This window comes from Microbacterium sediminis, assembly GCF_004564075.1.
In the GTDB taxonomy this organism is placed as follows: domain Bacteria; phylum Actinomycetota; class Actinomycetes; order Actinomycetales; family Microbacteriaceae; genus Microbacterium; species Microbacterium sediminis.
Genome location: NZ_CP038256.1, coordinates 1,948,768 through 1,966,257, shown reverse-complemented (window position 1 = coordinate 1,966,257; position 17,490 = coordinate 1,948,768). Strand labels below are relative to the sequence as shown.

The 17,490-nt window shown below is 71.0% G+C and carries 21 protein-coding genes; 17 read left to right on the top strand and 4 right to left on the bottom strand.

Annotated features, from left to right (window positions below):
* Positions 1-31: 31 nt before the first annotated feature.
* On the top strand, positions 32-910 hold the full coding sequence (gene dapF / locus E3O41_RS09380; protein ID WP_067026116.1) for a diaminopimelate epimerase: 879 nt from the start codon (positions 32-34) through the stop codon (positions 908-910).
* A 30-nt stretch (positions 911-940) separates the two neighbouring features.
* On the opposite strand, the gene E3O41_RS09375 is transcribed toward dapF, so the two are convergent.
* Complete coding sequence (locus tag E3O41_RS09375; RefSeq protein ID WP_067026114.1) at positions 941-1,579, bottom strand: class I SAM-dependent methyltransferase; 639 nt, start codon at positions 1,577-1,579, stop codon at positions 941-943.
* A 126-nt stretch (positions 1,580-1,705) separates the two neighbouring features.
* Here E3O41_RS09375 and hflX point away from each other — a divergent pair, with 126 nt between their 5' ends.
* Together hflX and E3O41_RS09365 are read left to right on the top strand one after the other, a co-directional pair.
* Positions 1,706-3,226, top strand: coding sequence for a GTPase HflX (gene hflX, locus E3O41_RS09370; protein WP_067026112.1), 1,521 nt, complete (start codon positions 1,706-1,708; stop codon positions 3,224-3,226).
* Positions 3,227-3,240: 14 nt separating this feature from the next.
* Positions 3,241-3,654, top strand: coding sequence for a DUF2809 domain-containing protein (locus tag E3O41_RS09365; protein ID WP_067026111.1), 414 nt, complete (start codon positions 3,241-3,243; stop codon positions 3,652-3,654).
* Between the two features lie 3 nt (positions 3,655-3,657).
* Here E3O41_RS09365 and E3O41_RS09360 read toward each other — a convergent pair whose 3' ends face one another.
* Positions 3,658-5,625 carry a S9 family peptidase gene (locus tag E3O41_RS09360; protein WP_067026109.1) on the bottom strand — a complete coding sequence of 656 codons (1,968 nt, stop codon included), beginning with the start codon at positions 5,623-5,625 and terminating at the stop codon, positions 3,658-3,660.
* Between the two features lie 53 nt (positions 5,626-5,678).
* The gene (gene lexA / locus E3O41_RS09355) at positions 5,679-6,374 is read right to left on the bottom strand and encodes a transcriptional repressor LexA (RefSeq protein WP_067026106.1); all 696 of its coding nucleotides are present in this window, start codon (positions 6,372-6,374) and stop codon (positions 5,679-5,681) included.
* 237 nt (positions 6,375-6,611) lie between these two features.
* On the opposite strand from lexA, the gene E3O41_RS09350 reads away from it, so the two are divergent.
* From E3O41_RS09350 to E3O41_RS09325, 6 genes are all read left to right on the top strand, one after another.
* Positions 6,612-6,983 (top strand): LysM peptidoglycan-binding domain-containing protein, encoded by a 372-nt coding sequence (locus tag E3O41_RS09350; RefSeq protein WP_067026104.1) that lies wholly within the window; start codon positions 6,612-6,614, stop codon positions 6,981-6,983.
* A gap of 34 nt (positions 6,984-7,017) precedes the next feature.
* On the top strand, positions 7,018-8,139 hold the full coding sequence (locus E3O41_RS09345) for a histidinol-phosphate transaminase (protein ID WP_240482366.1): 1,122 nt from the start codon (positions 7,018-7,020) through the stop codon (positions 8,137-8,139).
* A gap of 43 nt (positions 8,140-8,182) precedes the next feature.
* Positions 8,183-8,788 (top strand): imidazoleglycerol-phosphate dehydratase HisB, encoded by a 606-nt coding sequence (gene hisB / locus E3O41_RS09340; protein ID WP_067026100.1) that lies wholly within the window; start codon positions 8,183-8,185, stop codon positions 8,786-8,788.
* Positions 8,785-9,426: an imidazole glycerol phosphate synthase subunit HisH gene (hisH, locus tag E3O41_RS09335; protein ID WP_067026098.1), complete on the top strand. Its 642-nt coding sequence runs from the start codon at positions 8,785-8,787 to the stop codon at positions 9,424-9,426. Before hisB ends, hisH begins: the two co-directional genes overlap by 4 nt.
* A 94-nt stretch (positions 9,427-9,520) precedes the next feature.
* On the top strand, positions 9,521-10,267 hold the full coding sequence (gene priA / locus E3O41_RS09330) for a bifunctional 1-(5-phosphoribosyl)-5-((5-phosphoribosylamino)methylideneamino)imidazole-4-carboxamide isomerase/phosphoribosylanthranilate isomerase PriA (protein WP_067026096.1): 747 nt from the start codon (positions 9,521-9,523) through the stop codon (positions 10,265-10,267).
* Entirely contained in the window at positions 10,267-11,055 is a 789-nt protein-coding gene (locus E3O41_RS09325; RefSeq protein WP_067026094.1) for an SseB family protein, read from the top strand. Before priA ends, E3O41_RS09325 begins: the two co-directional genes overlap by 1 nt.
* 5 nt (positions 11,056-11,060) lie before the next feature.
* On the opposite strand, the gene E3O41_RS09320 is transcribed toward E3O41_RS09325, so the two are convergent.
* Positions 11,061-11,471 (bottom strand): DUF1844 domain-containing protein, encoded by a 411-nt coding sequence (locus tag E3O41_RS09320; protein ID WP_067026092.1) that lies wholly within the window; start codon positions 11,469-11,471, stop codon positions 11,061-11,063.
* Between the two features lie 238 nt (positions 11,472-11,709).
* Between E3O41_RS09320 and infC the strand changes: the two genes are divergently transcribed.
* The 8 genes from infC to E3O41_RS09280 all read left to right on the top strand — a co-directional run bounded on the left by infC (position 11,710) and on the right by E3O41_RS09280 (position 17,481).
* Positions 11,710-12,363: a translation initiation factor IF-3 gene (gene infC / locus E3O41_RS09315; protein WP_083990926.1), complete on the top strand. Its 654-nt coding sequence runs from the start codon at positions 11,710-11,712 to the stop codon at positions 12,361-12,363.
* 77 nt (positions 12,364-12,440) lie between these two features.
* Positions 12,441-12,635 carry a 50S ribosomal protein L35 gene (gene rpmI / locus E3O41_RS09310; RefSeq protein WP_067026090.1) on the top strand — a complete coding sequence of 65 codons (195 nt, stop codon included), beginning with the start codon at positions 12,441-12,443 and terminating at the stop codon, positions 12,633-12,635.
* A gap of 32 nt (positions 12,636-12,667) precedes the next feature.
* On the top strand, positions 12,668-13,051 hold the full coding sequence (rplT, locus tag E3O41_RS09305; RefSeq protein ID WP_067026088.1) for a 50S ribosomal protein L20: 384 nt from the start codon (positions 12,668-12,670) through the stop codon (positions 13,049-13,051).
* 115 nt (positions 13,052-13,166) lie between these two features.
* Positions 13,167-13,967 (top strand): TrmH family RNA methyltransferase, encoded by an 801-nt coding sequence (locus tag E3O41_RS09300; protein WP_067026084.1) that lies wholly within the window; start codon positions 13,167-13,169, stop codon positions 13,965-13,967.
* Between the two features lie 111 nt (positions 13,968-14,078).
* The gene (locus E3O41_RS09295) at positions 14,079-14,873 is read left to right on the top strand and encodes an amino acid ABC transporter ATP-binding protein (protein ID WP_067026083.1); all 795 of its coding nucleotides are present in this window, start codon (positions 14,079-14,081) and stop codon (positions 14,871-14,873) included.
* Positions 14,874-14,938: 65 nt separating this feature from the next.
* Entirely contained in the window at positions 14,939-15,799 is an 861-nt protein-coding gene (locus tag E3O41_RS09290) for a glutamate ABC transporter substrate-binding protein (protein ID WP_135012291.1), read from the top strand.
* A gap of 84 nt (positions 15,800-15,883) precedes the next feature.
* Complete coding sequence (locus E3O41_RS09285) at positions 15,884-16,531, top strand: amino acid ABC transporter permease (protein WP_067026079.1); 648 nt, start codon at positions 15,884-15,886, stop codon at positions 16,529-16,531.
* Positions 16,528-17,481 carry an amino acid ABC transporter permease gene (locus tag E3O41_RS09280; RefSeq protein WP_067026076.1) on the top strand — a complete coding sequence of 318 codons (954 nt, stop codon included), beginning with the start codon at positions 16,528-16,530 and terminating at the stop codon, positions 17,479-17,481. The genes E3O41_RS09285 and E3O41_RS09280 overlap by 4 nt, the downstream gene beginning before the upstream one ends.
* Positions 17,482-17,490 lie beyond the last annotated feature (9 nt).

Sequence of the window (17,490 nt, the reverse complement as noted above, 5' to 3'; positions counted from 1 at the left end):
GGGCGGCGCGGCGCCTCCGTAGACTGGGGCGATGACCGAGATCGCGTTCACCAAGGGCCACGGCACGGGCAACGACTTCGTCATCGTCGCCGATCCCGACGGCGAGCTCGACCTCCGCGACGACCAGGTCGCGGCGCTGTGCGACCGCCGCTTCGGCATCGGGGCAGACGGCCTGCTGCGGGTCGTGCGCTCGGCGAACATCCCCGAGGGTGCCGCGTCGCTCGAGGAGGAGCCGGCCGCGGAGTGGTTCATGGACTACCGCAACGCCGACGGATCGAAGGCCGAGATGTGCGGCAACGGCGTCCGCGTGTTCGCGAAGTACCTGCTCGACACCGGCCTGGCCGCGCTCGAGCCCGGCTCGACGCTTCCCATCGGCACGCGCGCCGGCGTCCGCGACGTCACGCGGAGCGAGACCGGCTTCCAGGTGGACCTCGGCCGCTGGCGCGCGACGCCGGGGGAGCCGACCGTCCGCGCGCGCGGCATCGACGTCGCCCGACCGGGCCTCGGCATCGACGTCGGCAACCCGCACGTCGTCGTGGCGATCGCCTCGGAGGACGAGCTGGCGAGCCTCGACCTCACGGTGCAGCCGATCGTCGAGCCCCTGCCCGAGCACGGCGCCAACATCGAGTTCGTCGTGCCGCAGGAACCGCTCGTGCGCGACGGCGTCGGCCACGTGCGCATGCGCGTGTTCGAGCGCGGCGTGGGCGAGACCCTGAGCTGCGGCACGGGCGTCGCGGCGACCGCGCTGGCCGTGCGCGAGTGGGCCGGGCAGGGCGCCCCGAGCCACTGGCGCGTCGACGTGCCCGGCGGGCGGCTCGGGGTGCGCATGTTTCCGGCCGAGGACGGCGAGCACGTCGCCCTGTCGGGACCGGCCACGCTCGTCTACACCGGCACGGTCACGCTGGCCTGAGGCCGCGCGCCGAACGCTCGAGGGCTGACGCTAGAGCGTCTCGATCGGCGCCGTGGCGGGATCGCCGTGGCGGCGCACCTTCAGCACGCGGAACCCCTTGGCGGTCGCGGTGCGATACACGCTGTACCCGTCGGCGAACGTCGCCGCCAGCCAGCGCTGCAGGGAGTCGGATCCGAGATCCCGTTTCACGACGAGGTAGGCATCGGAGCGCTCCGCCAGCCGCGGGATCCACGTCTCCAGCAGCTCGTGCAGGATCGACTTGCCCACGCGGATCGGGGGATTCGAGCGGATCGTGCGGAACGAGACGTCGGAGGGGACCTCCTCCGGCCGGACGGCGCGGACGTTCGACAGCCCGAGCTCGTCGGCGTTGCGCCGCACCAGGTCGAGCGCGCGCTCGTTGACGTCGACCGCCCAGATGCGGGCGTGCGGCGACAGCGTCGCGAGCGTGAGCGAGATCGGCCCCCAGCCGCACCCCAGGTCCAGGAAGTCCCCGCCCGCGGGCGGCTCCGGCATGCTGTCGAGCAGGACCTTCGTGCCGATGTCGAGGCGTTCGGGGCTGAAGACACCGGCCGCGGTCGTCAGCTCGACCTCACGGCCGGCGATCGGGATGCGGATGCGCCGAAGGTTCTCGGCGCTGGCGGGCGTCTCGCTGAAATAGTGATCCGCCATAGGCGTCCACCGTACCGGAGAGCACCGCCTCGCTCCTACGCCCAGATCCGAGCAGACCACCACCTGCCGTTATCCAGCTGGATCGCATATCCTGAAGGGCTTGCATCGCACACAGACAGGGAGCGCATGACGGAATCCACGTCGTCCGAATCGTCCACCACTCACGAGGAGCTGATCGATCCGGTCGAGCGCGTGCTCTCGCACGCCGACACCCGATCGGGCGTGCGGGTGTTCGGCGCGGCCCAGGCGCTGCAGGACGAGGCGACCGCCTACGGCTCCGACGACGGCGAGCAGTGGGACCGCGAGGAGCGCCACGCGCTGCGCCGCGTGCCCGGCCTGTCGACCGAGCTCGAGGACGTCACCGAGGTCGAGTACCGGCAGCTGCGCCTCGAGAACGTCGTGCTCGTGGGCGTGTACTCCCAGGGCTCGCAGGTCGACGCCGAGAACTCCCTGCGCGAGCTGGCGGCGCTCGCCGAGACCGCCGGCGCCGTGGTGCTCGACGGCGTGCTGCAGCGGCGCCCGCACCCCGACCCCGCCACCTACCTCGGCCGCGGCAAGGCCGAGGAGCTCAAGGACCTCGTCGCCTCGCTCGGCGCCGACACCGTGATCGCCGACACCGAGCTCGCCTCGTCGCAGCGGCGTGCCCTCGAGGACGTCGTCAAGGTCAAGGTGATCGACCGCACCGCCGTGATCCTCGACATCTTCGCCCAGCACGCCAAGACCCGCGAGGGCAAGGCGCAGGTCGAGCTCGCACAGCTCGAGTACCTGCTCCCGCGCCTGCGCGGCTGGGGTGAGTCGATGAGCCGTCAGGCCGGTGGCCAGGTGGGCGCCGGCGGCGCCGGCATGGGATCGCGCGGCCCCGGTGAGACGAAGATCGAGCTGGACCGGCGCCGCATCCGCACGCGCATGGCGCAGCTGCGCCGCCAGATCCGCGACTTCGCCCCGGCGCGCGACGCCAAGCGCAGCGAGCGCAAGCGCAACACGATCCCGTCGGTCGCGATCGCCGGCTACACCAACGCCGGCAAGTCGAGCCTGCTGAACCGGCTCACGAGCGCCGGCGTGCTCGTCGAGAACGCGCTGTTCGCCACGCTGGATGCGACCGTGCGCCGCACCGAGACGAGCGACGGCCGCGTGTACACGCTCGCCGACACCGTCGGCTTCGTGCGGAACCTGCCGCACCAGCTCGTCGAGGCCTTCCGCTCCACGCTCGAGGAGGTCGCGGACGCCGACGTGCTCCTGCACGTCGTCGACGCCCACCACCCCGACCCGGCCGGGCAGATCCAGACGGTCCGCGACGTCATGGGCGAGGTCGGCGCGCGCGAGGTGCCGGAGATCATCGTCTTCAACAAGTCCGATCTCGTCGACGAGGCCACCCGTCTCGTGCTGCACGGGCTCGAGCCCAAGGCCGTGTTCGTCTCGTCGCGCACGGGGGAGGGGATCGATGAGCTGCGGCGCGTCGTGGAGGACGCGCTGCCGCTGCCCGAGGTCGAGCTGCGCGCCGTCGTGCCGTACAGCCGCGGCGATCTCGTCTCGGCGATCCACGAGACCGGTCAGCTGCTCGAGCGTCGGCACGAGTCGGAGGGCACGTTCGTGCACGCGCGGGTGAGCGCTCGCCTGGCGTCCGAGCTCGAGCCGTTCACGCTCTGAGCCGGGATCCGTCGGTGCGGGACGAGCGCGCGGCGCCGGTCGAGGCCGCGGCGACGGGCGCCGAGCGCACACGGTGGACCGCCGCGGCGGCCGCGGCGCTCACGATCGCGGCCGGCCTGGGCGTGCGTGCGTTCGGCGGCGGCGACGTGGCCAAGGACGCGGGGGTCGCGCTGTACGCCGTGCTCGTGCTGTGGCTCGTCGTGCTCGTCGCGCCGCGGATCCGAGCGGTGCTCGCGGGCGTCATCGCGTTCGCGCTGAGCGCCGCCGTCGAGCTGTTCCAGCTCACCCGCATCCCGGCGCAGCTGGCGGGCCACCCCCTCGCCCGGCTGATCCTCGGCACGACCTTTCACGGCCCCGACCTGGCGTGGTACGCGGTCGGGGCCGCCGCCGGCGCGCTGCTGCTGGCGGCCGTGCGCCGCCGCGGCTGAGCCTCAGTCCAGGGGCAGCGGCGCGACGCCGGGGGTGGAGAAGCCGAGCACGGCGCCGAGGAACGCCAGCTCCGCCTCGAACGCCCGCTGCAGCGTCTCGGCGCGGCGGAAGCCGTGGGACTCGCCCTCGAACAGGATGTACGCGTGCGGCACGCCGTTGCCGGCCAGCGCGTCGCGCAGCGCCTCGGACTGGCTGGGCGGCACGACCGGGTCATCGGCGCCCTGCAGGATCAGCAGCGGCGTGCGCAGCGTCTCGGGCCGCGACAGCGGGGAGCGGGCGATGTAGACGTCCTCGGCCTCCGGCAGCGGGCCCACGAGCCCGTCGAGGTAACGGGCCTCGAAGTCGTGCGTGTCCTCGGCGAGCCGGCGCAGGTCGGCGACGCCGTAGCGGCTGATCCCGGCCGCGAACACGTCGGTGTCGGCGACGGCGCACAGCACCGTCCAGCCGCCGGCGGAGCCGCCCTTGATCGCCACGCGCGCGCCGTCCGCCAGGCCCGCCTCCACCATGCCGGTCACCGCGGCCGCCGTGTCCTGCACGTCCACCACGCCCCACGCGCCGCGCAGCCGCTCGCGGTAGGCGCGGCCGTAGCCGCTGGAGCCGCCGTAGTTCACATCGAGCACGCCGATGCCGCGGCTCGTGAAGTACGACACCACGAGCGACTGCGTGCCCGAGACGCGGCTGGTGGGCCCGCCGTGGACGAGCACGAGGTACGGCGGCCGCTCCTCGGGCGGCGCGGTGACCTCGGGGTTCGTGGGGGGATAGTCGAACGCGTGCACCGGTCCGTTGGGGCCAGGGAACGTCATCGCGCGGGCGACGGACATCCAGCTCGGGTCGAGATCGCCGCTGGGCACCCCGCCGCGGACGGGAACGATCGTGTGGGCGTCGACGTCGAGCAGCCACAGCCCGCCCGGCACCGTCGCACCGGCGCCCGTGAGCAGCAGGCGCTCGCCGCGCACGTGGCGCACGAGCACGTCTCCGGTCAGCGGCGTGACGAGGCTGTCCTCGCCGCCGCAGGTCGGGTCGATCACGACGAGCGCGTCCGAGCCGTTCGTCTGGACCGCGACGATGCGGCCGTCATCGAGGGCGCCGTACCAGCGGGCGCCGAGGTTCCACAGCGGGCCTCCCGTGTCGGCGTCGGCCGGCATGATCGGCTCGGGCCCGATGGCCGTGAGGCCGTCGAAGCGGACCCAGTGCAGGTTCCAGCGCGCGTCCCCTCCCTCGCGCGGGATGTCGGCGACGAAGACGAGCTCGTGGTCGCCGGTCCACTCGGGCTGGAGCGCCGAGATGCTGCGTCCGTCCGCGCGGCCGCCCGCCACGACGGTCTGCTCCGCCACGCGGCCGTCGGCGCCGAGCGCGCCCACGCGCAGCTCGGCGGCGTCCCATGGCATGTCGGGGTGGTTCCAGGCGATCCATGCGAGCCGGCCGGCCCGCGGCGCGGGGTAGGCGAGGAAGTCGCTCCCGGCGACGACGCTCGTGATCGCGTCGGCGTCGTCCGCCCCCGATCCGTCGAGCGGGATGCGCACGATGTCGCGCGCCGGCACGGCGGTGCCGCTGTCGCGCTCGCGCACCGCCCAGAGCGCGCCCTCGGCCAGGGTCAGGTCGCCGTGCGCGCCGCCGCCGGCGGGCGTGAGCGGCACCGGCTCGTTGCCGGGGGTGAAGCGGTAGACCCGCTGATCGGACTGCTCGACGAAGTAGGCCGTGCCGCGGTCGTCGGCCGTCCAGGCGCCGCCGCCGTACTCGTGCACGCGCGAGCGCATGCTCCACGGCGCCGGCAGCAGCACCTCGGCCTCGCCCGTCTGCGCATCGCTCCCGGTGCGCAGCAGCGCCGTGCGGCCGCGCTCGGCCGGGATGCCCTCGCTCCACCAGATCTCGTCGCCGACGAAGCGCGCGCCGTCGAGGCGCAGCGACCCTCCCGCCACGTCGGCGGCGCTGATCGGGGACGGCCAGGATCCGTAGGGTGCAATCGTCACGCGTCCCAACCTAGGCGAGTCCCACCCGTGGTGCAGGTCGCGATATGCCGGGCTCAGACGGCGCGCAGCACGGCGACGACCTTGCCGAGCACCGTCGCTTCGTCGCCCAGGATCGGCTCGAACGCCGAGTTCCGCGGCAGCAGCCAGGTGTGGCCGTCGCGCTGCCGGAACGCCTTGACGGTCGCCTCGCCGTCGAGCATGGCGGCCACGATGTCGCCGTTCTCGGCCGTGTTCTGCGCCCGGACGACCACCCAGTCGCCGTCGCAGATGGCGGCGTCGATCATCGACTCGCCGACCACCTTCAGCATGAACAGCTCGCCCTTGCCCACGAGCTGGCGGGGGAGCGGGAAGATCTCCTCGACCTGCTGATCGGCGGTGATCGGCACGCCGGCGGCGATGCGGCCCACGAGCGGGACCATCGCCGCGTCGCCGACCGAGGGGGCGTCGGCGTCGACGTTCTCGCCCGACAGGCCGGGCAGGTCGATGAGGACCTCCATGGCCCGGGTCTTGCCGGGATCGCGGCGCAGGTAGCCGCTCAGCTCGAGCTGGCCGAGCTGGTGGGTGACGCTGGAGAGCGACTTCAGGCCCACGGCGTCGCCGATCTCGCGCATGCTCGGCGGGTACCCGTTGCGCTGAATGGAGCGCTGGATCACCTCGAGGATGGCCATCTGCTTCTCGCTGAGGTTCCGGCGACGACGCGTGCGCGGCTTGTCGTCGATGCCGGCGATGTCGGCCGCGGCGTCGCTCATCTCATGCTCCTCGTTCGAATGTCGGAGGTCACTGGTTACGTGTCCCTCGCCCTCGACAGTAGCGAATTCGTCGGGGTCTTCGGGAGATTTGTTCGAGCGTGTCGGTTCCGATCCGAATGTCGGGGGTTCCGAATACCGTTGACACGTTCGAACACTCGAAGATATACTCGGAACAGAGCTTCGCACCCCGCCTCCCGGCCGAGGCGGGTGCGAGGCCTCTCAGACAAGGAGCACGACATGAGCACCGCGATCCTCTCGGCAGGTCCCTCGGCACCCCGCATCGCCGCGCCTCGCACCCGCCTGCGCTTGACGGCGCGCGGGCGCCGCGTGCTGGCCGCCCTGGCGGCCGCTCCCGTCGTCGCCGGCCTGGCCGCCGCGATCATCGGCGGCGGCACCGCGCTCGCCTCGCGCGAGGACGGCGCGGGCGCCGAGGCGTTCGACATCGTCACGGTGTCCGCGGGCGACACGCTGTGGAGCATCGCGCAGGAGGTCGCCCCCGGGCACGACCCGCGCGACGTGATCTACGAGCTCAAGAACCTCAACAACCTCGCCGGTGGCATGCTCACCCCGGGGCAGCAGATCTCCGTGCCGGCCGCGTTCGGACACTGAGCGCGCACAGCCCGGCGGTCTTACCATGGTGTCCGTGACCTCGGACCCTGCCAATCCCGCTTCCGTGACCGTCGATCGAGCGATCGGACTCGACGACCTTCCCCTCCGCCCCGACCTGCGCGGGCAGAAGCCCTACGGGGCGCCGCAGATGCCGGTCCCGGTGGCCCTCAACGTCAACGAGAACACCCACCCGGTCCCCGACGAGGTCGCCGACGACATCGCCGACGCCGTCGCGCGCGTGCTGCGCGACGTCAACCGCTACCCCGACCGCGAGTTCACCGAGCTGCGCCAGGGCTTCGCCGACTACCTCGGCCACGGCCTGGCGCCGGAGCAGATCTGGGCCGGCAACGGATCGAACGAGGTGCTCCAGCACGTCCTGCAGGCCTTCGGCGGCCCGGGGCGCACGGCGTTCGGCTTCGCGCCCACCTACTCGATGTACAGCCTGATCGCGCGCGGCGTCGGCTCGGAATGGATCGCGGGCACCCGCGGCCCCGGCTTCGCCATCGACGCCGACGACGCGGCGCGTCAGGTCGCCGACGCCCGTCCCGACATCGTGTTCCTCTGCTCGCCGAACAACCCCACCGGCACGCCCCTGTCGCTCGACGTGATCGAGGCGGTCTACGACGCCACCGACGGCATCGTGATCGTCGACGAGGCGTACTGGGAGTTCGCGCCGCGCGAGGAGCAGTCGGCGCTCACCCTGCTCGAGGGGCGCCCGCGGCTGGCCGTGTCACGCACCATGAGCAAGGCGTTCGCGTTCGCCGGCGCGCGCGTGGGCTATCTCGCCGCCGATCCGGCGTTCATCGACGCGCTCCGGCTCGTCCGGCTGCCGTACCACCTGTCCGCGCTCACCCAGGCGGCGGCCACGGCCGCGCTGCGTCACGCCGACACGATGCTGCACACGGTCGAGGAGATCGTGGAGCAGCGCAATCGGATGTCGGCGACGCTCGAGGCCCTCGGCTACACGGTCTACCCCTCCTGGACGAACTTCGTGCTCTTCGGCGGCGTCGCCGATCCGGCCCGCACCTGGGAGCTGCTGCGCGAACGGGGCATCCTCGTGCGCGACATCGGCATCCCCGGCCACCTGCGCGTGACCGCGGGGACCGAGGAGGAGACGACCGCGTTCCTCGAGGCGCTCGCGGAGATCGGCAACTGACGACTCCGAGGAGCCTCCCGACGCGCGGAACTAGACTCGAGTCATGACGACCGCGCGCACCGCCAGCCGTGTCCGCTCCACGAGCGAGTCCTCCGTCGAGCTCGAGCTGAACCTCGACGGCACGGGGCACAGCAGCATCGACACGAGCGTGCCGTTCTTCGATCACCTCCTCACGGCGTTCGCGAAGCACTCGCTGACCGACCTCACCGTGAAGGCGACCGGCGACACGCACATCGACGCGCACCACACCGCCGAGGACGTCTCGATCGTCCTGGGCCAGGCCATCCGCGAGGCGCTGGGCGACAAGGCCGGCATCTCCCGCTACGGCGACGCGCTCGTGCCGCTCGACGAGGCACTCGCGCAGGCGGTGGTCGACATCTCGGGCCGCCCCTACCTCGTGCACACCGGCGAGCCCGCGGGCTTCGAGCACCACCTCATCGGCGGCCACTTCACCGGCTCCCTCGTGCGCCACTCCTTCGAGGCGATCGCGTTCAACGCGGGCCTGACGGTCCACGTGCGCGTGCTGGGCGGCCGCGACCCGCACCACATCGCGGAGGCCGAGTTCAAGGCCTTCGCGCGCGCCTTCCGGCAGGCCAAGGCGCTCGACCCGCTCGTGCAGGGCATCCCGTCCACGAAGGGCGCGCTGTGACCGAGCGTCCCCTCGTCGCCGTCCTCGACTACGGATCGGGCAACGTCCACTCGGCCGTCAAGGCGCTGCAGGCCGCCGGCGGCGACGTGCGCCTCACCCGCGACCGCGCGCTCGTGCTGGAGGCCGACGGCCTGCTCGTGCCCGGCGTCGGCGCCTTCCAGGCCGTGATGGAGCAGCTCGAGGCCGTCCGCGGCGGCGAGCTCATCGAGCGCCGCCTCGCCGGCGGACGTCCCGTCATGGGCATCTGCGTGGGCATGCAGGTGATGTTCGAGCGCGGCATCGAGCGCGGGGCCGACACCGAGGGACTGGGGGAGTGGCCGGGCGTGGTGACCGAGCTCGAGGCCCCCGTGGTGCCGCACATGGGCTGGAACACCGTCGAGGCGCCGGAGGACTCGGTGCTGTTCCGCGGCATCGCCGACGAGCGCTTCTACTTCGTCCACTCCTACGCGGCGCAGGAGTGGACGCTCGACGTGCAGGCGCCCTTCCCGCAGCCCGCGGTCACGTGGGCCACGCACGGCGGGCGCTTCATCGCCGCGGTCGAGAACGGGCCGCTCACGGCGACGCAGTTCCACCCCGAGAAGTCGGGCGCGGCGGGCATCGCGCTGCTGCGTAACTGGATCGAAACGCTGCGAGCCTGACCGACATTCCCGTCCGATTGGATCGATCGGCGTTGCGCGCGTACCCTCGGAGCTTGTGCGTTCTGCGGTAACGTCCCCGCCCGCACGAGGAGCTATGAACGATTTCGCGTCCACCCCCGGCCTGATCCTGCTTCCGGCCGTCGACGTCGCGGGTGGCAAGGCCGTCCGACTCACCCAGGGTGAGGCCGGCACGGAGACCAGCTACGGCGACCCCATCGAGGCCGCCGAGCAGTGGGCCGACCAGGGGGCCGAATGGATCCACCTGGTCGACCTCGACGCGGCCTTCGGCCGGGGCAACAACGCCGGCATCATCCGCAAGGTGCTCAAGCACGTGCGCGGCGTGAACATCGAGCTGTCGGGCGGCATCCGCGACGACGCGTCGCTGGAGGCCGCGCTCGACAGCGGCGCCCACCGCATCAACCTCGGCACGGCGGCGCTCGAGAACCCCGAGTGGACCGCGTCGATCATCGGCCGCTACGGCGACGCGATCGCCGTCGGCCTCGACGTGCGCGGCACCACCCTCGCGGCGCGCGGCTGGACCCAGGAGGGCGGCGACCTCTGGGAGGTGCTCGACCGCCTCGAGGAGGCCGGCTGTGCCCGCTACGTCGTCACCGACGTCACCAAGGACGGCACGCTCAAGGGCCCGAACCTGCAGCTGCTGAGCGAGGTCGCCTCGCGCACCGACAAGCCGGTCATCGCCTCCGGCGGCGTCTCGAGCCTCGACGACCTCATCGCCCTGCGCGAGCTGGTGCCCGAGGGCGTCGAGGGCGCGATCGTCGGCAAGGCGCTCTACGCCGGCGCCTTCACGCTGGCCGAGGCCCTCGACGTCGCCTCGAACTGATGCCCGATCACGGCGCTCCGCAGGGATCGCACGACCCGTCGCGCGAGGACTCGGCGGGGGTGCCGTGGCAGGGTCGCGCGTTCCGCCCGAACCCCGCGGCGGGCGATGACGGATCGGCCGACCCCCGGCTCTGGGAGGCGCTGACGCGCTTCCGCGACGGCACCGGCGATCCCGTCGCGGTCGTCGACGCCCTGCGCGAGGCCCGCGTGCTCGTGCCCCTCGTGGCCGAGAAGGGTGACGAGGGGATCGGCGCCCACGGGCTGGCCGTCGACAAGACGCAGGAGCTGTCGATCGTCACGGTGGCGGCCCCCGATGGCCGCACGGTGCTCCCGGTGTTCTCCTGCGTCGAGACGATGCGCCGCTGGGATCCGCAGGCGCGGCCGATCCCCGTCGCCGGCACCCGCGCGGCGCTGGCGGCGGCGGGGGAGCAGACCGACCTGGTCGTCGTCGATCCCACCAGCGACACGGAGTTCGTCGTGCGCCGGCCCGCCGTGTGGGCGATCGCCCAGGCGCAGCCGTGGGAGCCGTCGTGGACCAGCCCCGAGGTCTACCGGGGGCTGCAGGAGTCGATCGGGCAGGAGCTCGCGGTGCTCGATCTGGGCGTCGCGCCCGGCGACCCCCAGGCGCGCCTGCGCGGCCCTGAGCTGATCGTGCAGCTCACGCTCGTCGACGGGCTGGAGCGATCCGAGCTCGACGCCGTGCTGCAGCGCCTCGCGCGCCGCTGGGCGAGCGATGACCGGATCGCCGTGCTCGTCGATTCGCTCCAGGTGTCGCTCGCCCGCGGCTGACGGCGTCAGATGACGGAGCCGGTGAACTTCTCGCCGGGGCCCTTGCCGGGCGCGTCGGGGATTGTCGAGATCTCGCGGAAGCGCAGCTGCAGCGAGCGCAGGCCGTCGCGGATGGGGCGCGCGTGCGAGTCGCTGATCTCGGGGGCGGCGGCCGTCACGAGGCCCGCGAGGGCGTTGATCAGCTTGCGCGCCTCGTCGAGGTCGGTCAGCTCCTCGGCGTTCTCCTCCTCGCCCAGGCCGAGCTTGACGGCGGCGGCGCTCATGAGGTGGATGCAGGCGGAGGCGATGACCTCCACGGCCGGCACGTCCGCGATGTCGCGCGCGGCGCCCGCCGCCTCGGCGGCCTGCTCCTGTTCCTCCCAGCGCGCGTGGCGGTCCGCGTCGAACGAGTGGCTGTGAGACGGAATGGTGCTCATCGGGGCTTTCTGGTAGTCTTGGGGCGGCTCCGGAATGTATTCCGGACGAAAGAGGATTCACATCCCACCCGCGCTTGCCGTCTAAGGCTACCGGGTCACACTCCGCCCGCGATCAGCGGGTAGTCATCCAGAGAACGAGTAACGGCGGGTTCTGGATGTTCGGGTGAGCCGACGTCTTCGTCGTGCACGGGTGGATGCTGAGTTTCTCTCCCGCCCGTGTCGTGAACGTCGCGCCACGGTGGCCGCAGCCATCGCACCCAAGGAGTTCCGCATCAGCGATCCCCGCACCAACGAGCGCATCCGCGTTCCGGAGGTCCGACTCGTCGGACCGAACGGCGAGCAGATCGGCGTCGTCCGCATCGAGGCCGCCCTGCGTCTGGCTCAGGAAGCCGATCTCGACCTGGTCGAGGTGGCCCCCAACTCGAAGCCTCCCGTGGTCAAGATCATGGACTACGGCAAGTTCAAGTACGAGGCCGCGCAGAAGGCCAAGGAGGCTCGCCGCAACCAGGCGAACACGGTCCTCAAGGAGGTCCGCTTCCGCCTCAAGATCGATCAGCACGACTACGACACCAAGCGCAAGCGCGCCGAGGGGTTCCTTCAGGCCGGCGACAAGGTCAAGGCCATGATCCTGTTCCGCGGTCGCGAGCAGTCGCGGCCCGAGATGGGCGTGAAGCTGCTGCAGAAGTTCGCCGAGGATGTCGCGGAGTTCGGATCGGTCGAGCACCGTCCCACCCAGGACGGCCGCAACATGACGATGGTGATCGCCCCGCACCGCAACAAGTCCGACGCGAAGGCCGAGCAGAACGCGGCCCGCGCCGCGAACCGCGAGGCCGCTCGCGCGGCCAAGACCGCTGCGGAGCAGGCGGAGGCCGACGCGGCCTCGGCCGAGTAAGCCCCCCCACACACTTCCCGCCGCGGCGGGCAAGCACAAAGCGTCGCCCCGAGGGGCGCCAACGTAAGGAAGAGAAGATGCCGAAGCAGAAGACCCACTCGGGCAGCAAGAAGCGCTTCAAGATCACCGGCAGCGGCAAGATCAAGAAGCAGCAGGCTGGCATGCGCCACAACCTCGAGCACAAGTCGAGCCGTCGCACCCGCCGCCTCAACCAGGACCAGGTCATCTCGGGCAACGACCTCAAGGTCGTCAAGAAGCTCCTCGGTCGCTGAGACGACGCGAGATCACGTTAGGAATCTGAAGAATGGCTAGAGTCAAGCGGGCTGTCAACGCCCAGAAGAAGCGTCGCGTCATCCTCGAGCGCGCCTCGGGTTACCGTGGCCAGCGTTCGCGCCTGTACCGCAAGGCGAAGGAGCAGGTCACCCACTCGCTCGTCTACGCGTACCGCGACCGCCGCAAGAAGAAGGGCGAGTTCCGTCGCCTCTGGATCCAGCGCATCAACGCCGCTGCCCGCCAGAACGGCATCACCTACAACCGCCTCATCCAGGGCCTCGCCCTGGCCGAGGTCGAGGTCGACCGCCGCATGCTCGCCGAGCTGGCCGTCAACGAGCCCGCCGCCTTCGCCTCGCTCGTCGAGGTCGCCAAGAAGGCCCTGCCGGCCGACGTGAACGCGCCCAAGGCCGCGTAAGCATCACCCTCGTGAAGCGGGGCGTCCCTTCGGGGGCGCCCCGCTTTCGCGTTCCCGCGCTCCTGCGGGCGCGCGTCGCACCCGGCCGGGGCGGGGCCGCGCCTAGGCTGGAGACGTGCTCGAGAACCCCCGATCCCCGCGCGTGCGGGCCGTCGCCAAGCTCGCCAAGCGCAACGCGCGCGACGAGACCGGTCTGTACCTGCTCGAGGGCCCGCAGGCCGTGCGCGAGGGCCTCGAGTACGCGCCCGGCGCGATCGTCGACCTCTTCGTCACGCCCACCGCGCTCGAGCGCCACGGTGACATCCGCACCCTCGCCACCGACGCCGGCGTCGAGGCCGAGTACGTCACCGAGCAGGTGCTCTCGGCCATGGCCGACACCGTCACCCCGCAGGGCGTCCTCGCCGTCGCGCGACAGACGCCCACGTCCGTCCGCGAGATCTTCGCGGGGGAGCCGCGGCTCGTCGCCATCTGCGAGGAGGTGCGCGATCCCGGCAACCTGGGCACGATCATCCGCGCCGCCGACGCCGCCGGAGCCGATGCCGTCATCCTCACCGGCCGCACGGTCGACCCGCACAACCCCAAGGTCGTCCGCTCCACGACCGGATCGCTCTTCCACCTGCCGTACGCGGTGGGCGCGGCCCTCCCCGACGTGATCGAGCGCGCCCACGCCGCCGGGATGACCGTGATCGCCGCCGACGTCAAGGGCGACGACCTCCTGACCGCGCGCGCCGAGGGCGCGCTGGCCGGCCCGACCGCCTGGGTGTTCGGCAACGAGGCCCGGGGGCTCGAGGACGGCGCGCTCGAGCTCGTCGACCGCGCGCTGCGCCTGCCGATCTTCGGCAAGGCCGAGTCGCTCAACCTCGCCACCGCCGCGAGCGTGTGCCTCTACGAGAGCGCGTTCGCCCAGCGCTCCTGACCCCGCGAGCTCGCGCCCTGCGGGTTCGACCGGCGACGCCGTCGTGTTACGTCTCGGTAAAGCGGCTCACGCCAGTTGGCCGAGAGATCGTCTGCCGCCTAGGGTGATCCCATGGCAAGCGACGCATCCACGCCTGCGCCTCCTACGTCGAACATCTCGGTTCGCCGCGGCGAGCCACTGGTCGTGGTCGAGAACGTAAACAAGCACTATGGCGACCTTCACGTGTTGAAGGACATCAACACGACCGTCAACCGCGGCGAGGTGGTCGTCGTCATCGGCCCCTCGGGCTCCGGCAAGTCGACCCTCTGCCGCGCGATCAATCGGCTCGAGACGATCGATTCCGGCCGGATCTCGATCGACGGCAAGGCGCTGCCCGAAGAAGGCAAGGCACTCGCCGAGCTCCGCAGCGACGTGGGGATGGTCTTCCAGTCGTTCAATCTCTTCGCGCACAAGACGGTCCTCGAGAACGTCACGCTGGGCCCCATCAAGGTCCGCGGCATGAAGAAGGCTGAGGCTGAGGCGAAGGCGATGGCGCTCCTCGATCGCGTCGGTGTGGCCAATCAGGCGAACAAGATGCCGAGCCAGCTCTCCGGCGGACAGCAGCAGCGCGTCGCGATCGCCCGGTCGCTCGCGATGAACCCCAAGGTGATCCTCATGGACGAGCCCACGAGCGCGCTCGACCCCGAGATGATCAACGAGGTGCTCGATGTCATGGTGGGCCTCGCCCAGGACGGGATGACGATGATCGTCGTCACCCACGAGATGGGCTTCGCGCGGAAGGCGGCGGATCGCGTGCTTTTCATGGCAGACGGCGCGATCGTCGAGGAGGCCGAGCCGGAGCAGTTCTTCACGAGCCCGCAGTCCGACCGTGCCAAGGACTTCCTGTCGAAGATCCTTACCCACTGAGACCGCCCGATCCACGAGGTCGGACCCGGCGCCGCCTGGCGGCGACACACAGCAAAGGAAAAACCATGAAGCGTATGCGACTCCCGCTCCTGGCACTGGCCGCGGCCGGCGCCCTGGCGCTCACCGCGTGCTCCACCGCCACCGAGGACCCGGGCACCGAGCCCGTCGAGAACCCGGAGTTCGAGGCCGGCACCACCATGGCCGAGCTCGCGGAGGCCGGTGAGATCACCATCGGCACCAAGTTCGACCAGCCGCTGTTCGGCCTGCAGGGCCCGTCGGGCACCCCCGAGGGCTTCGACGTCGAGATCGGCAAGATCATCGCGGCCGAGCTGGGCATCTCCGAGGACAACATCAACTGGGTCGAGACCGTCTCGGCCAACCGCGAGCCGTTCATCGAGAACGGCGAGGTGGACATCGTCGTCGCGACCTACACGATCAACGACGAGCGCAAGGAAGTCATCTCGTTCGCCGGCCCGTACTACATGGCTGGTCAGTCGATCCTCGTGCTCGCAGACAACGACGACATCCAGAGCGAAGAGGACCTCGTCGGTCAGCCGGTGTGCTCGGTGACGGGCTCCACGCCGGCCGCCAACCTCGAGACGCTCGGTGCCGAGGTCGTCGCCACCGACGCCTACGGCAACTGCCTCGAGCCGCTGCGCAGCGGCCAGGTCGTGGCCGTCTCGACGGACAACGTGATCCTCGCGGGCCTCGCCGCCCAGAACGAGGGCGAGTTCAAGGTCGTGGGCGAGCCCTTCACGGAGGAGCCCTATGGCATCGGCCTGGCCAAGGACGACACCGAGTTCCGCATGTGGATCAACGACGTTCTGGAGGAGGCGTACGAGGACGGTCGCTACGAGGAGGCGTGGAACGCCACCGCCGGCACCGTGCTCCCGTATGTCGAGCCGCCGGCAGTCGACCGCTACTGATCGATCCCGCTCAGCTGTGAGCAGGTGCCCCGGGCTCTCAGGAGCCCGGGGCACCGCCCCTGACATCAACGGAAAGGAAGGCGCATGGAGCAGTACCTCTCGCTCTGGCCAGCCTTCATCGACGGTTTCCTCGTCACGCTGCTGCTGCTCGCGGTCGCGGGCATGGCCTCGCTGGTGCTCGGCACGATCATCGCCGCGATGCGCATCTCGCCTATCGCTTCGTTGCGCGGCTTCGCAGCCGTGTGGACCGAGGTGGCGCGCAACACGCCGCTGACGCTCGTCTTCATCTTCTTCGCCTTCGTCATCCCGTTCCTCGGGCTGCGGTGGGACTACCTGCCGCTCGCATTCCTCGCGCTGGCGTACTACACCTCGCCGTTCGTCGCGGAGGCCCTGCGCTCCGGCATCAACGGCGTGCCGGTCGGGCAGGCGGAGGCAGCGCGCAGCATCGGCCTGGGCTTTGCGCAGACGGTCACCCTCGTGGTGCTTCCGCAGGCGTTCCGCATGACGATCCCGCCGCTGATCAATGTCTTCATCGCGCTGACGAAAAACACCTCGGTCGCGGGCGGCTTCTTCATCGTGGAGCTCTTCGCGTCGACGCGTCAGCTCGCCAACGACAACGGGAACATGGTCATCCCGATCCTCGTGACGGCAGCGGCCCTGTATCTCGTGATCACTGTGCCGCTGGGCGTTGCCGCCGGCGCACTCGAGAAGAAGCTGGTGGTGCGACGATGAGCGGTTCGAGCGTCTTGTTCGACGCCCCTGGTCCCCGCGCGCGGGCGCTCTCCCGCACGCTGTCGGTCGTCGCTCTTCTCGCGATCGCGGCTGTGCTTGCCTGGGGGATCGCGATCCTGGCGGCGCCCCGCCAATCGGGCGGCATCACCTTGCCCGGCATGTTCGACGGCAGTCGGTGGGACATCTTCGCCGACCCCGAGGTGTGGACCTTCATTGGCTCCGGCGTTGTGAATACCCTCCGTGCTGCGGCTCTCGCTGCGGTCGGCGCGATCATCCTGGGTGTCGTGTTCTCGCTGCTGCGCAGCGCAACGAACCCGTGGATCCGTGTGCCGATCACGTGGCTCCAGGAGTTCCTCCGCGGCATGCCCGTGCTGCTGATGATGCTCTTCATCCTCCTCGTCGCCTCTACCGGGAGCTTCTGGGCGGTCGTTATCGCGCTCATCCTCTATAACGGCACGCTGATCGGCGAGGCCCTCCGGGCCGGCCTCGTCGCGCTGCCGAAGGGGCAGCGTGAGGCGGCGCTGAGCGTCGGCATGACCACGTTGCAGTCGCGCCTCATCGTCGAGTTCCCACAGGCGTTCCGTCAGATGCTGCCGATCATCGTCGCGCAGCTCGTGGTGCTTCTCAAGGACACCTCGCTCGGCTACATCGTGGCGTACCAGGAGATCATCCGCACGACGATGACGAACCTGAACGCGTTCTATGGCAACCGGTACCTGTTCTCGCTCTTCTTCGTCACGCTGGCGATCTACCTGGTTATGAACCTGAGTCTGTCCTGGTTCGCACGCTGGCTCGCGCGGCGCGGAACGAAGCGCACGGGCAGCCGCGTGGCGAACACGCCGGAGGAACTCGCCGACCCGACGAGTGCGATTGCCATGGTTCAGGCCGATGCGAACGCGACGGCCAAGTCGAGCCACAGCCAGACACCGGGGCCGGGTATGCACCTCTGACCCCTCCCG